The 13,270-nt window shown below is 62.4% G+C and carries 15 protein-coding genes; 1 reads left to right on the top strand and 14 read right to left on the bottom strand.

From position 1 onward, the window contains the following. Window positions 1-10: 10 nt before the first annotated feature. The 10 genes from BV071_RS20540 to BV071_RS20585 all read right to left on the bottom strand — a co-directional run bounded on the left by BV071_RS20540 (window position 11) and on the right by BV071_RS20585 (window position 9,642). Window positions 11-1,240, bottom strand: coding sequence for a cation:proton antiporter (locus BV071_RS20540; RefSeq protein WP_052573673.1), 1,230 nt, complete (start codon window positions 1,238-1,240; stop codon window positions 11-13). Window positions 1,241-1,263: 23 nt separating this feature from the next. Next, window positions 1,264-2,037, bottom strand: coding sequence for a PEP-CTERM domain protein (locus tag BV071_RS20545; RefSeq protein ID WP_035611354.1), 774 nt, complete (start codon window positions 2,035-2,037; stop codon window positions 1,264-1,266). A 70-nt stretch (window positions 2,038-2,107) separates the two neighbouring features. Beyond that, window positions 2,108-2,374, bottom strand: coding sequence for a GlsB/YeaQ/YmgE family stress response membrane protein (locus tag BV071_RS20550; RefSeq protein ID WP_035611356.1), 267 nt, complete (start codon window positions 2,372-2,374; stop codon window positions 2,108-2,110). A gap of 72 nt (window positions 2,375-2,446) precedes the next feature. Continuing rightward, window positions 2,447-3,652, bottom strand: coding sequence for a formylglycine-generating enzyme family protein (locus BV071_RS20555; protein WP_265594691.1), 1,206 nt, complete (start codon window positions 3,650-3,652; stop codon window positions 2,447-2,449). 14 nt (window positions 3,653-3,666) lie between these two features. Next, entirely contained in the window at window positions 3,667-4,041 is a 375-nt protein-coding gene (locus BV071_RS20560) for a response regulator (RefSeq protein ID WP_035611358.1), read from the bottom strand. A gap of 112 nt (window positions 4,042-4,153) precedes the next feature. Further along, complete coding sequence (locus BV071_RS20565) at window positions 4,154-4,786, bottom strand: response regulator (protein ID WP_035611359.1); 633 nt, start codon at window positions 4,784-4,786, stop codon at window positions 4,154-4,156. Beyond that, window positions 4,740-6,038, bottom strand: coding sequence for an ATP-binding protein (locus BV071_RS33380; RefSeq protein WP_265594692.1), 1,299 nt, complete (start codon window positions 6,036-6,038; stop codon window positions 4,740-4,742). Before BV071_RS33380 ends, BV071_RS20565 begins: the two co-directional genes overlap by 47 nt. Before the next feature lie 144 nt (window positions 6,039-6,182). Further along, window positions 6,183-7,136 carry an ABC transporter permease gene (locus tag BV071_RS20575; RefSeq protein WP_035611362.1) on the bottom strand — a complete coding sequence of 318 codons (954 nt, stop codon included), beginning with the start codon at window positions 7,134-7,136 and terminating at the stop codon, window positions 6,183-6,185. Between the two features lie 11 nt (window positions 7,137-7,147). Further along, window positions 7,148-8,683, bottom strand: a complete 1,536-nt coding sequence (locus BV071_RS20580) for a sugar ABC transporter ATP-binding protein (protein ID WP_265594693.1) — start codon at window positions 8,681-8,683, stop codon at window positions 7,148-7,150. After that, window positions 8,680-9,642 (bottom strand): sugar-binding protein, encoded by a 963-nt coding sequence (locus tag BV071_RS20585; RefSeq protein ID WP_035611363.1) that lies wholly within the window; start codon window positions 9,640-9,642, stop codon window positions 8,680-8,682. Before BV071_RS20585 ends, BV071_RS20580 begins: the two co-directional genes overlap by 4 nt. Window positions 9,643-9,833: 191 nt before the next feature. Here BV071_RS20585 and BV071_RS20590 point away from each other — a divergent pair, with 191 nt between their 5' ends. After that, a complete protein-coding gene (locus tag BV071_RS20590; protein ID WP_035611365.1) occupies window positions 9,834-10,874 on the top strand; it encodes a LacI family DNA-binding transcriptional regulator in 1,041 nt (346 codons plus the stop codon). A 148-nt stretch (window positions 10,875-11,022) separates the two neighbouring features. On the opposite strand, the gene BV071_RS20595 is transcribed toward BV071_RS20590, so the two are convergent. From BV071_RS20595 to BV071_RS20610, 4 genes are read right to left on the bottom strand one after another with little or no spacing between them, the layout of a single operon-like run. Next, a complete protein-coding gene (locus BV071_RS20595; protein WP_035611367.1) occupies window positions 11,023-11,856 on the bottom strand; it encodes a hypothetical protein in 834 nt (277 codons plus the stop codon). Between the two features lie 11 nt (window positions 11,857-11,867). Continuing rightward, window positions 11,868-12,257: a hypothetical protein gene (locus BV071_RS20600; RefSeq protein ID WP_035611369.1), complete on the bottom strand. Its 390-nt coding sequence runs from the start codon at window positions 12,255-12,257 to the stop codon at window positions 11,868-11,870. Then, complete coding sequence (locus BV071_RS20605) at window positions 12,254-12,532, bottom strand: hypothetical protein (RefSeq protein ID WP_035611372.1); 279 nt, start codon at window positions 12,530-12,532, stop codon at window positions 12,254-12,256. Before BV071_RS20605 ends, BV071_RS20600 begins: the two co-directional genes overlap by 4 nt. Then, window positions 12,529-13,266, bottom strand: a complete 738-nt coding sequence (locus BV071_RS20610) for an RNA polymerase sigma factor (RefSeq protein WP_052573675.1) — start codon at window positions 13,264-13,266, stop codon at window positions 12,529-12,531. The genes BV071_RS20605 and BV071_RS20610 overlap by 4 nt, the downstream gene beginning before the upstream one ends. Window positions 13,267-13,270 lie beyond the last annotated feature (4 nt).

A 13,270-nucleotide genomic window follows, 5' to 3' on the forward strand; every position in this document is an offset into this window, starting at 1 on the left:
GATGATTGATTCAGGATTCTTGCTGCAAGGCATCGGGCGCGGTGGCAGGTGGCGCGGATTCCGAGGTCAAGCGTTTGGCGATACGTTCGGTGAGCATGGGGCCGAAGACGCAGGTGACGATCACCACTAGCACCACCGAATTGACGAAACCAGCATCCAGCAGGCGCTCGCCGGACCCATTGACACATTGGTAGCCGACCACGGCCGAGGCCAGGGTGGCGGCCATCTGGGGGATCGAGAGGCTGGCGACCATGCCTCGCTCCGTGGAGCTCTGACCCAAGATCGAACCGGTCCACCATGCGGCGAGAAATTTCCCCGCCAGGATCGCCACCAGCAGGCCGATGGACTCCGTGGGGTTCTCGAAAAGCGAGCGTTTCAACACGGCGAGGTCGATGAGGAAGCCGGTGGCGAGGAAGAAGGCAGGAATGAAGAGCGCGCGGGCCACTACCTCGAGCTGCTCTACGGCGAACTTGCCGCGCACCGCACGCTTCACCGCAATCCCGGCGAGGAAGGCTCCGACGATGCCTTCCAAGTGGATGAGTTGAGCTCCTTCCGCACAGGCGGCGATTACTGCCAGCATGATTGTGACCCGGACTTCGGCAGTCTGGCCGTAGCGGATGATCGCCTTGCGCGCCAAGGTGCCGGCTCCGAAGAGGATCAAGGGCACGAAGATGGCAAGTTCCAGAAGCTCCGTGCCGAGGAAGGACCACGAAAATCCGGTCGAGTGGACGCTCACCGTGATCGCAAGGATGAGCATCGAGGCGATGTCGGTGAGGATGGTGCCGCCCGCGACCATCGGAATCAGTGGATGCTGCACCAAGCCGAAGCGCTGAAGAATGGGGAATGCGAGCAAAGTGTGGGAGGCGATGATCGACCCTACCAGCAAGGAAGCGTTCCACCCCAATCCCGCCAGCCGGCCGACCGATAATCCCAGAGAGCAGGGCAAGGCGAAGGTCAGCGCGCCGAAGATCGCGGCCCGATTGCGGGACTTCTTGAATTCGTCCAGATCGATCTCGAAGCCGACGAAGAACATGAACAGCAGTTTCCCCAGCTCCGAGAACAACTGCATGACCGGCCCATCCGGCTTGATGACTCCCAGCACGGCTGGACCCAGGAGGAAACCCGTGAGGATGTAGCCGAGGATGGCAGGCAGCCGCAGACGTTCCGCCAGTCGCGGCATGATCACCACCAGCGTCATCGCGATGGCGAAGGAAGTCAGCAACGGGATGTCTTGAGACATGGGGGGGCGATGGCATCGTCCATTCACGCCGCTCTTCTGCGTCTGGCAAAGGCGAGTGTGGCCGCCGCGGCTGAAGCCATCAAAACGGCAGAAGGTTCCGGGACCGATTGGATGTTGATGTTGTCGATCCGTGCATCGGTGCCACCGGACGAGGCTTGGATGTAGAGCAGGAGGGTGCCGTTCTGGTGATTGTTGATGACGTTGGGATCGAAGGCGAGGTTGTTCAAGCTGCCGCTGCCAAGCACATTGCCGTCCGGATCGATCGCCTGGACCACGGCGGAATAGGTGAAAGTCACCGGGTCAACCGCGAGTTCGACGTGATAGGGGCTCGCGAGGTCCATGGTGATGCCGAGGTCGAGCCAGCCACTGTTGTTGGCGCGGGCTTGCCAGTGATAGGCGAAGATCCCGGGGCTGGTCTCCTCGGTGGAGATCCGCAAGTTGGCAGCATTGCCCGATCCGAAGTCGCCATCGACAATTTCGAACAATCCCCCTGCAGGGCCGTCAAAGGTATCGAGCTGGACATACATGCTGAGCGTGTAGGCGGTGGCGAGATCGAGCCCCGCGGTATTGTTCTTGAAGGAACGGGAGAAGCTTTGCGTCAGGCTGGCACCGCCGCCGGCGCTCTGCCCTCCCAGGGTGGTGCTAAGGAATGTCGGGACGGTGCTCCCATTGCTCCAAGAGGAACCCCAATTGGAAGTGTCTTCGCCAGCCTCGAAGGTCTGGGAAATGGTAGCGGCCGGGCAAGCGGCCGCGAAGGAGAGGGCGGTCGCAAGGCCCCCCAGACAGGGTGGATTCATAAGGGTGCAGCAGTTGGTTCATCGGTGGTGGGGGTGAGCGGAAAGGATGGGGAGGAATCGGTGGGGTTCTTCAGGCCTTGTTCTTGTTCTTCATCACCAGTTTGTAGATGAGCAGCAGCAGGAAGGCTCCGATGGTGGCGATGAAAATGCTACCGAGGTCGAAGGACTCGATGCTGCCGCTACCTCCAAGAAACCTGCTGAGGAAGCCGCCGAGCACCGCGCCGGCGACGCCGATGAGGATGGTCACGATGAAGCCGCCCGGGTCTTTGCCAGGCATGATGAACTTCGCGAGTGCGCCGGCCACGAGGCCGAGTAGGATCCAGGATAGGATGCCCATGGTTTTGTTTGGTTGGCTGGTTTAGGATTGCGGGTGATTGGCGGGGTGAACCGCAGGCAGGAAAGAGGGTGGCTATGGTTTCGCCGTTGGAACCATCACGCAGCGGAAGCCCACATGATTGCTCGCGGTGCGCACCTCGCCCTTACCGCGGGTGCCGACCATGTAGCGCGAGCAGTACTGGTCCGTGCAGAGGAAGGAGCCGCCGCGGTGCACCCGCTTCTTCTCGGTCGGCTCGGCGGGATCATAGGGAGTGGATGGGCCCTGGGGATTGCGGGCCACGCCACCGGCCACCTTCAAGCGGTCGTAGGTGTCCAAGCGATACCAATCGCTGCACCACTCCCACACGTTGCCCGCCACGTCATAGAGGCCGTAGGGGTTCGGCTTGAATTGTGCGACCGGCGCAATGCCCTTGAAGCCGTCCTCGCCACTGTCGCCATTCACTACCGGGAACCTGCCCTCATAGATGTTAGCCTGGAATTTCCCGCCGGGCTTCAAGTCATCTCCCCAGGCATAGAGTTCACCCGCCTTGCCGCCGCGGGCCGCGAATTCCCACTCGGACTCGGTCGGCAGGCGCTTGCCCGCCCACTTTGCATAGGCTGCGGCATCCTCGTAGGCGATCTGCACCACGGGGTATTTTTCCCGGCCCTTCAAATCGCTGTCCGGACCGGTGGGGTGCCGCCAATCGGCCCCATGGATGTAAGCCCACCACTGGAAGTAATTGCTCAGCTTCACCGGCTGCGGGGTCGGCGCGAAAACCGTGGAGCCGGCGACGAGATTCTCCGGCGGCGCGGTGGGAAATTCCTTTTTGGTCGGCCTGGTCTCCGCCACGGTCACGTAGCCGGTGGCGGCCACAAACTTCTCGAACTGCTCGTTGGTCACCTCAGTCGCATCCATCCAGAAGGCGTCCACATACACACGGTGGATCGGCTGCGCGTCGCGGGTCACGCCGGGCTCCCCGCAGAGCGATTCGCCGGACTCATTGCTCCCCATGGAAAACTCGCCTCCGGGAATCCAGACCATCCCCGCCGGCGCGCTGCCGGGTGCAGGCCTTGTGTTGGGGATCGTCGGGGCGAAGCCAGGGTTAATGGGGGCGCTCGCAGCGGCTTCCCCCGCCTTGGCGGGAGTGTCGGCGGAGCGATTCTTCATCGAGTGCGCCAGCACGAAGGCTCCGGTGGCAGCCAGCGCCAAGCCGCCGCCCGCGATCCAGAAGTGAATGCGGTTGACCCCGCCGGCCGCGGTTTGGGACGAGAGCGGGGCGGATAGAGTGCGTTGTGTCATGGGAAAAGTGGGATTCAGGCCGCCGGAAGATGGCGGTGGATTACTTCGATCAGCTCGCGGCCTTCGAAGGGTTTGGTGAAGTAGGCGACGGCTCCGGACTTCTGGGCCTGTTCACGGATGTTGGGGCGGTCTTGCCCGGTGATGAAGATGGCTGGTAATACGTGTCCGGTGCTGCTGAGTTGGCGGAAAAGATCCAAGCCGGACATGCCCGGAAGCTGGATGTCCAGGATCAGGACCGCAGCCCCGGAGCTTGCGCCGGATTCCAGCAGTTCTTCTGCCGAGCCAAAGCAACGCGACCGCAGGCCCGCGGCGGCTAGCAGACGTTCGATGGCTTGGCTCATGCTCGTGTCGTCGTCCACCACGATGATCACGCCTTCCCCCGTGGTCATGGCGAAGAGCGTGAAGAGTTATGCTAAAAGCCGATATTGGCTTAGGGGGAAATTATTTTGCCCGATGGTGCAATGATCGTATGAACATTGCACATCACAACTCTCCAAGCGCTCAGGCGGCCGGCAGGGCAAGCATCTCGGAAAGATGAACCAAATCCGCCAGCGAGCTGGCCCCCATTTTGGACATCACCTGGGAGCGGTGCGCCTTGACCGTGCGCTCGGAGCAATGGAGTTCGGCGGCGATTTGCTTGTTCGCCAAGCCCTCCACCACGTGGCGGAAGACTTCCCGCTCGGCGGGCGTCAGCCGGCTGGCACGCGCGGCGATCTCCCGCAGCCGGTCCGAGGCCTCGCAAGTTGCCTCCTCGGTGGCGAGCGCGTCACGGATCGTCGTCAGCAGGCAATCGCTCTCCACCGGTTTGGTCAGGAAATCGAAGGCTCCATCCTTGATGGCCTGCACGCCCATCGGGATGTCGCCGTGCCCGGTGATGAAGATCACCGGCAGTGTCTCACCCTGGCGGACCAGCGCCTTGTGCAGTTCGAGTCCGCTCGCCCCGCCGGGCATCCGCACATCCAGCACCAGGCAGCCGCGCAAGGATCCTTCGCGTGCGAGCAGGAACTCGGCGGCGGAGCCGTAGGTCTTCACCGCGTGACCAGCGGTGCTGATGACCCGGCGCAGAGCCGTCCTCAGGGATTCATCATCATCGATCAGATGAACGACGGGTATTTCCGAGACCGTTGCCTTCATGAGGAGAAGAGACGTTAATCGGAAGAATGAGATAAAAAGTCGCCCCAGTGGAAGCGTTGTTTTCTGCGAAAAGAGATCCGCTGTGTAACTCCACGATCGAGCGGGCGAGTGCGAGACCCAGACCCATCCCATTTTGCTTGGTGGTAAAGAAGGAGTCGAAAATCCTGCCAAGATCGTCAGACGGAATGCCGTGGCCGTGATCCTCCACACTGGTCGCGACCGAATTAGCGTCCTTTTGCCATGACCGCAGGGTGAGCGTGCGACGGATCATGGGAACCCCCTTCATCGCATCCATGGCATTGAGCATCAAATTGATGAGCACTTGCTCCACCTGCACCGGGTCACCTTGGATTAGCGGTAGATTGTCATCGAGGTCGTGAATGATTGTCACTCCGCGGCGTTGGACCTCGTGGGTGATCAGCTTCACGGCCTCGCGGATCACCTCGTTCAAATCGAGGGGCCGCTGCTGGATCTCCCGCAGTCCTACCAAGCTTCGCACTTTTTTGATCACCTCGCTCGCGCGGCGGTCGTCACGGCGGATGTCCGTCAGGATTTGCTTCACTTCATCGAGCGGCGGGTCGGGCCGCGCCAGCAGCATCTCGGCGGCATCCGTGTTGCTCAGGATGGCTCCCAGCGGCTGGTTGATCTCGTGGGCGATCGAGGCGGTCATCTCGCCAAGCATGGCCAGCCGCGAAGTGTGGGCGAGTTGCTGGCGGGCCTTTTCAGATTCGCGGAACTCGGTCACATCCTTCGCCACCACGATGAAGCAGGCCTCGTCGTGCAGTGTGAGCAGCTCGGTGGAAAGACTGAGCCAGCGATTGCCCCCGTCGGCCGCACGCAGCACATGCTCGTAATTTTCCAAGGGCTTGCCGGCTTCCAGAAAGCGGCGGAGCCGGCCCTCGGCGTCCCCGTCGATCAGCAGGCCTGCTTCCACCGGAGTTCTGCCGATCGCATCGTTGCGCGAGATGCCGGTTACGCTTTCCCACTCCGGATTCACATCCACGATCCGGCCATCGGTCTGGCGGACGATGCCCATGGCGGCGGGGCTGCTGCGGAAGATGCCGGCGAAGCGTGCCTCGGAAAGCCGCAGTTCCTTTTCGGCACGCTTTTGCCGGATGCGGGCCAGGATCAGGCCGCTGATCATGAAGGCCTGCAAGCCGACCACTGCCACGGTGACCAGAGCGGCCGCAGGATGTTCCGCCCAGAGGCCGGGCGTTTCGGTTTGAAGCTCGGGACCTTCTGGAATTTGCACCCGCGGCGGTTCAGCCCCCGCCGCCACGGCAACTGACACAGCCAAGGCTGCGAACGCGCGGATGGCGGGGCGAAACCGGCTTCCAGACATGCGCCTATCGTCGCCGCATGGCTCCGGAGATCAAGGTGGCAATCCGGGGTCCCCCTAACTCGTGACCCTGCGGCTGGCCTTCATCCGGACCCACTGGTCGGCCAGCGCGCCGATCAGCACCACGGCACCCATCACCGCGAAGTTGAGCGAACTCGGAATCCCGAGCAGGTTGACGAGATTCTGGAGCACTTGCAGCAGTGCGGTCCCGATGATGATGCCGATGATCGAGCCTTCCCCTCCGCGCAGACTGCAGCCTCCGAGGACCGCTGCCGCGATGCCATAAAGCTCGTAGAAGTTCCCGTGGTTTGAAGGCGCGACCGAGTTTGTATAAAACGCAATCATGATGCCCGAGACGCCGGTCAAGAGCCCGGCGACGACGTAAGCCACCGTGATCACGAGGTTGGTATTGATGCCGGAGAAGCGGGCGGCTTCTTCATTCCTGCCCACGGCGAAAAGATAACGCCCGTAGACCGAGCGGTGGAGCACGACCCAGAGAATGGAGCCGGTTACGAGCAGGATCACGAATGGCATCGGCAGGCCCATGAGCTTGCCGCTGGCGATCTGCCGCAGCGTATCGAAGCTGGCACCCTCGCCGAAGCCCTTGGTGCTATCCCCGGCGATGAAGCGCGCCACGCCGCGATAGAGCAGCAGACCGCAGAGAGTGACGATGAAGGGCTGCATCTTCATCCGCGTGATCAAGGCACCATGGGCCCAACCTAACAGCATGGGGATGGCCAGGACCGCAAGGGCGGCGAGTGGCCATGCCCAGTGCCACTCCGTGAGGGCCATCGCCAGAACCACACCGGTCAAGGCGCACATCGAGCCCACCGATAGATCAATGCCACTGGTGATGATCACCAGGCCCAGCCCCAGGCTGAACACCCCGAACAGGCCGATCACGTTGGCCATGTTGGTGAGGTTCGCCGCGGACAGGAAGCGCGGGTTGATAGTGGCGGTGACCGTGCACAGCACGACCAGCAGGATGAAGATGCCGAGTTCTTTCTTCATGCGAGAGAGCGTTACGATAGGGGAGGTATGGCAGCGGAGACGCTGCGGCCCACGGCGAGCTGCATGACGTTCTGCTCGGTGCAGGCGGAGTGATCGAGGAAGCCGGTGATCCGGCCTTCGTGCATCACGGCGATGCGGTGGCTGATGTGCAGGAGTTCCTCCATGTCACTGCTGACGACGATTACCACCGCGCCATCCGCGGCGAGCGCGCGCATGAGCGCATAGATCTCGGCCTTGGCGCCGATATCGATGCCCCGGGTCGGCTCATCAAGGATCAGGACCTTCGGGCTCATCGCGAGCCATTTGCCGATGGCGACCTTCTGCTGGTTGCCGCCGCTGAGATTTCGCACCATCGCTTCGGGGCCGGGTGTCTTGATCGCCAGCTTCCCAATCTGCTCTTGGGCCGCTCGGGTTTCGCGGGTCCTGGAGAGCAGGCCTTGGCTGGCGTAGCTACGGAGGTCGGGCAGCGTGATGTTTTCCCGCACGCTCATGTCCGTGATCAGGCCCTCTTTCCTGCGGTCTTCCGGGACTAGGAAGATGCCATGACTGATGGCGTCCCTGGAGTGACGGATCTTCAATCTCTCGCCGCCGAGGCTGACTTCCGCCGAGCCATCGGGATCCAGACCCACCATCGCCTTCATGATCTCCGAGCGACCTGCCCCAACGAGGCCGGCGAAGCCGAGGATCTCGCCGCGTCCGGCATCGAAGGACAAGCACTGGGCCGGGAAGCGGCCAGAGCGGGCGCTGCGGACTTCCAGGTGTCCCTTTGCCTCCGCGGCCGGAGGACTACTGCGGGCATAGTTGATTTCACGGCCGACCATCTTCGCGACGATGCTGTCGTGATCGATCTCGTTCTTGGCAAGGCCGCCGGCATTCTTGCCATCGCGCAGCACCTCCACGCGATCCGCGCAGTGCGTGACTTCCGCGAGTCGGTGCGAGATGTAGATGATGCTCACCCCCTGGCCCTTCAGCTCCGCGATCACTTCCAGCAAGCGCTCGGTCTCGGCCAAGGTCAGGCTCGAGGTTGGCTCATCCATGATGATCACCTTGGCGTCGAGCGAGAGCGCCTTGGCGACTTCCACCAATTGCTGTCGAGCGAGTGACAGCTCGCCGAGCGGCGTGGTGCTCGGCATGTCGAGTCCCAGGCGTCTTAGCAGCGGCTCCGCATCGGCATGGATCTTCCGGCGATCGATGAGACCCAGGCGATTCCGCGGCTCGCGCCCGAGGAAGATGTTCGCCGCGATGTCGAGGTTATCGAGGTTGTTGAGCTCCTGATGGATGAAGGCGATCCCCAAGGCCATCGAGTCGGTGACGCCGGAGATCTTCACCGGCTTGCCATCGACAAAGAGTTCGCCTTCCTCCGGCTGATAGACGCCGCCGAGGATCTTCATCAGCGTGGACTTCCCCGCGCCGTTCTCGCCGCAGAGCGCGAGGACCTCTCCCCGGCCCACCGCCAGCGAAACCTGGTCGAGCGCGATAACGCCGGGGAAACGCTTGGAAATGCCCCGCATCTCCAGCAGCGGGGCCATGGAAGCGCCGGAGCTCACTTGCCGGTGATCTTGGAAAGCTCGGCCTTGAATCCGGCGATGTCGTCCTTCCGCAAGCTGCGGGTCGGCACGATCTGCCTGCCGCCAGCGAGAGCTTCCTTGTCGCCGGCAAGATGCTTCGCCATCCGGGTGATCGCCTGCTTGCCGAATTCGAAGGGTTGTTGCACCACCGTGCCGTGGATCTCACCGGCGGCCACGCCGCTGAGCGTCGCATCGTCTTCGTCGAAGCAGACGATCTTCACCTTGCCCACCATGTTCGCGGAGCGCACGGCATTGAGAATCGCGGGACCATTGTAGGCATACAGGCCGACCATTCCCGCGATGTCCGGATACTTGACCAGGGTGTCTTCCGCGTTCTTCTGCGCGCGGACGATGTCGATGTCATCGCTGCGCAGGTCGATCACCTCGATCTTGCTGCCTTCGAGTTCCTTCTTGATGCCCTTGTAGCGCTCCTGCGCGTTGTCAGCATCGGCATTGCCGACGAAGGCCATGATCTTGCCGCCGTTTGGCAGCGCTTCCTTGAGCAGCTTGCCGGCCTCGACGCCGGAAGCGAAGTTGTCGGTGCCGATGTAGCAGACGCGCTTGCTCTTCGGCGCATCGCTGTCGTGGCAGACCAACAAGGTCTGCCCGGCGATCTTGTCGAGGAAGGCGGTCTGGTTGGCCGGATCGATCGGGCTCACGGCGATGCCATCGATGCCCTTGGCGACCAGATCGTCCATGATCTGCTGCTGCTCGCCGGCACCGCCGGTGGAGGGCATCCGGAAATCGACCTCCACATTCGGAAGTTCCTTGGCGGCTTGCTCGCAGCCCGCACGGGCGATGACCCAGAAGGTGGCCGAGTTGTTAGGAACGAAGGCGAGCTTCAGCTTTTTCCCCGAAGATCCGCCACCGCCTTTGCAGCCGGCGAGGGCGAATGCCAGAAGAAGAGTCGTCAGGATGCGGGTGGCCTTGGGTTTCATGGGTTGTCGGGGTGGATGGCTGGCGCGCGAATGTTTTCCGGAAGCACTTGATACGGAGGGCGGAACGAAATGTTTGTCAAGGAAGCTGCCTGTCGCGGCGAGTGCTCGACCTGCCTGGCCTCCTGCCCTAGTTTCCGCTGCACCGCGCCGGGCAGGCCGCTATTGCTGCCGGGTATGCGGGAATCCGACTGATGAGCCTGCCCCGACGAGCCACAATCAAGGACATTGCCAAGGCCGCGGGCCTGAGCACTGCCGCGGTCTCGCAGGCGCTCCGGCCGCACCCGAAGTCGAATATCAAGCTCCAGCAGGAAACGATCGACAAGATCAAGCGCATCGCCGTCGAGCTGAACTACCAGCCTCATGCCGGCGCGCGCTCGATCCGCTCGAATAGCTTCGACACCATCGGCTACTTTACCGCCAAGACCGGTCTCTTCACGAGCTCGCCGACTGGCTACCTGGCCGGCGTTCACGACATTGCGGAGGCGCATGGCTCGCGGATCACCCTGATCCGGCTGCCCGTCAGCATCGACGATATTTCCAAGGCGATGCCAACGGTCTTCACCGAGCGCAACCTCGATGCGCTGGTGATCGAAAGCTACAACAAGCTCGCCCGCCAAATCTACGAACGGGTGGCAGCGGCACGCCTGCCGGTGATCTTCCTCAATGACCGTCACGAGACGAATTCCGTCTACGTGGACGATGAATGGGCGGCCGCGGAACTAACGAAGCATCTCATCGGCAAGGGCTACCGGAAGATCGGCTTCCTGCATCGCCTCGAGGGCGGGGCACCAGTGAAGAAGATGCACCATAGCGCCGCCGACCGTGAATCCGGCTACCGCCAGGAGATGCGCGCGGCCAAGCTCAAGCCCTCGCTGCATGTCGTAAGCACCAGCGTCGTGGCCGGTCCTGATGTCGAACTCAGCGATGAAGATTGGCAGAAGATCCGCCAGCACGATGCGGTGATAGCCTACGACGATGACTTGTCCAATCTCGTCGGACGCACCGCTTACGATCGTGGGGTGCGGGTGCCACATGAGCTCGCAATCGCCAGCTTCAATGGTGACTATGCCTCGCTCTGCGCCTGGCAGCGGCTGACCACCATGCAGATTCCATCGTATGAGATGGGCAGAAAGGCCGGGGAGATGGCCCTAGCGCTTTCCAAGGGCGGTTCTGAGATGGCACTGCCCTCCGTGGCTTATCGCCCTACGCTGGTTCTTGGCCAGACCACTTGAATTCCAGGAACGGCAATCGATAGCCCGAGGGTGGCCGCAAAACCATTCAACCTCAACGAGGTTGTCCCGGTCTCCGGTCTCCGGACTCCCCTGAACTGACGCCATCTCGAGGCGGAGGGAAAGGGGCTGCGGCTTGTCTAACAATGCCCTAGTTTGCCGGTGTCGACTGGTCGAAGAGGTTCCTGCCGCCGTGCGATTCCGGCGCTGCGACTGGATCAGCTGCTGGAACCGGGGTGGCTGCCGCAGGTGCCTCGACTGCCGGCACTTCGGTCGAAGTACCGCCAGATGCTTCGTCGACTTGGCCAGGGGTGGCCTGGTCCAATTGATTCGACAGACCGTCGATGATCTCTTCCCAGACCAGCAGGTCTTGGATCGATTGATTCACCAGCTCGGCGGATTGAGTGCTGTTCAGCTCTTTGTCCACCAGCGCTTGCTCCTGGGATTTATCGATCGGCACGCTGGCTACGGCGTCTTCACCCGTTGTGATCGGGCGAGCTTGGCTGCCGGTCACAATCTGCATCCGCGGATCGTAGGATTGGGAGCCCCGCGCGAGGATCGGGAAGATCCGCGCCTGTTGCTCGGCAGTCAGGTCGAGTTGCGCGGTCAATGCTCCGAGTCGTCGCAAGGCGAAGGCCTCCACGCGCTGGGCGCGCTGCTCCAAGTCCTCGTGCTGGGAGTTTGGCGGGTCGATCTGAATTCTCAGGTCTGAGCGGAGTTGACCGGGCTTGGGCATCCGCGGGTCCGCCTTGGTCGCGGCTCGAAAGGCTTCACGCCGGCCGGAAGCTGCTTTTGGCTGGGGAGTGCGGGGTTCTGCGCGCGACACCTTGTATCTTGCGCCCGGGTCCAGCGTTGCCATTTCGGGATCACGACTGTCCGTGGTCGCAGCAGGAGATGCGTCATCACCCTTGGTCACCACGAATACCAGCGTACCCGCGACGATGAGCATCACGATTCCGGTAATGAAATTGAGACGGTGCAACATGCGGGGGCTGCTCAGGTTGTAGGGCGGAGCTTCTGGATCTTCTCGTCGAGTGTGCGCTTCTCTTCCTTGAGTCGCGAAGCGTTCGAGTCACCGAGCTGCGCGATCAGCCGCTCATACAGCTCCGAGATTTTTTCGTGGTAAACGAGTATGGTCTCCTCGCGCTTGAGCCGGATGTCCGTGGCGGTCCGCTTGATCTCCGTTTCGACGACTTCCTTTTCCCGTGGGTCCAGGTCCAGGGAGGACTTCAGGAGGGACAGCGTCTCCACTTCCCAGTACGCGTTCGCTTCAGGCTTGGCCTTGATCTCCTTCTTGCCCGAAAGGTGGCCTGCGCCAAAGCCGCAGGCGAAGACCGTGAGGAGCGCGCAGAGAATGGTGAGATGATCGCTGAGACTTGGTTTCACGGGACGGAGGGGACAGGGATTGCGGGTAATGGCGCGGCGGGGGCCGCAGGGTGTGAAGCGAGGAAGAATCCTCCCAGAACGGCGAGCGAGATGAGGATCCCGACCAGAGCCCATCGCTTCCAGATCAGGCGGATCAGAAACGCATGGACCTGCTCGGAAAGATGAGGCAGCCACGGGATCGGTGGGGCCGCTTGATCGCCGGTGTTCGCGGTGTCGGCATCGAGTTGCCGGACCGCCGTCGCGAAACGTTTCCAGGAATGGGTGCCGTCGTTCATGGAGGATCGAGGGATTGCAGCAGCGAGCTGAGTTTCTTGCGGGCCCTGAAGGCGGTGACCTTGATCTTGGAATGACCCCAGCCGGTGAGCTCGGAGACTTCTGCCACCGCGCGTTCTTCAAGATCTAACAAACGAATCACGATCTGCTCCTGCGGCTTCAGCGAAGCAATCAGGCGGTCGAGCAAGCCGATCATCAGATCCGAACGGGTCGCGGAAGCCTCGCCACTTTCGTTGGCCAGGGTTTGCTCCAGTGCATGCCTCTCGGGTTCCGAGAGATCGCTGGCCATCACCGCCGGACGCGCCTTCTGGCGCCGCAGCCAATCGTAGCAGGTGGTCACGCTCAGGCGGCTGACCCAGTGGCTGAAGGGCTGGGGGCCGCGGAATTGGTGCAGCTTTGCGAAGACCTTCAGGAACACCTCTTGGACCACATCCTCGAGGTCGGCATGGCGCCGGATCTGGCCCTTCACCAGGCGGCTGACCATCGGGTGCAGCGATTCGACGATCTCTTTCCCGGCTTGGGCGTCACCCTTGCTGGCCCGGTGCAAGAGTTCACCGGAGATTTCCCTCGCCGGATCGCTGATGCCAAGCGATGCGGCCTCGGGCTTTTTAGCGGCCGGTGCGTCATCGGCTTCGCACGGCGCTGGCTCGATCAGGCCATCCGCCAGCGAACCCAGCAGCTCCCGCGCCGATAGCGGCGAGTCCGGAAATGGCTGGGGCTGGAAGGCGTGGATCATCCGT

The organism is Haloferula sp. BvORR071 (assembly GCF_000739615.1).
Classification (GTDB): Bacteria; Verrucomicrobiota; Verrucomicrobiia; order Verrucomicrobiales; family Akkermansiaceae; genus Haloferula.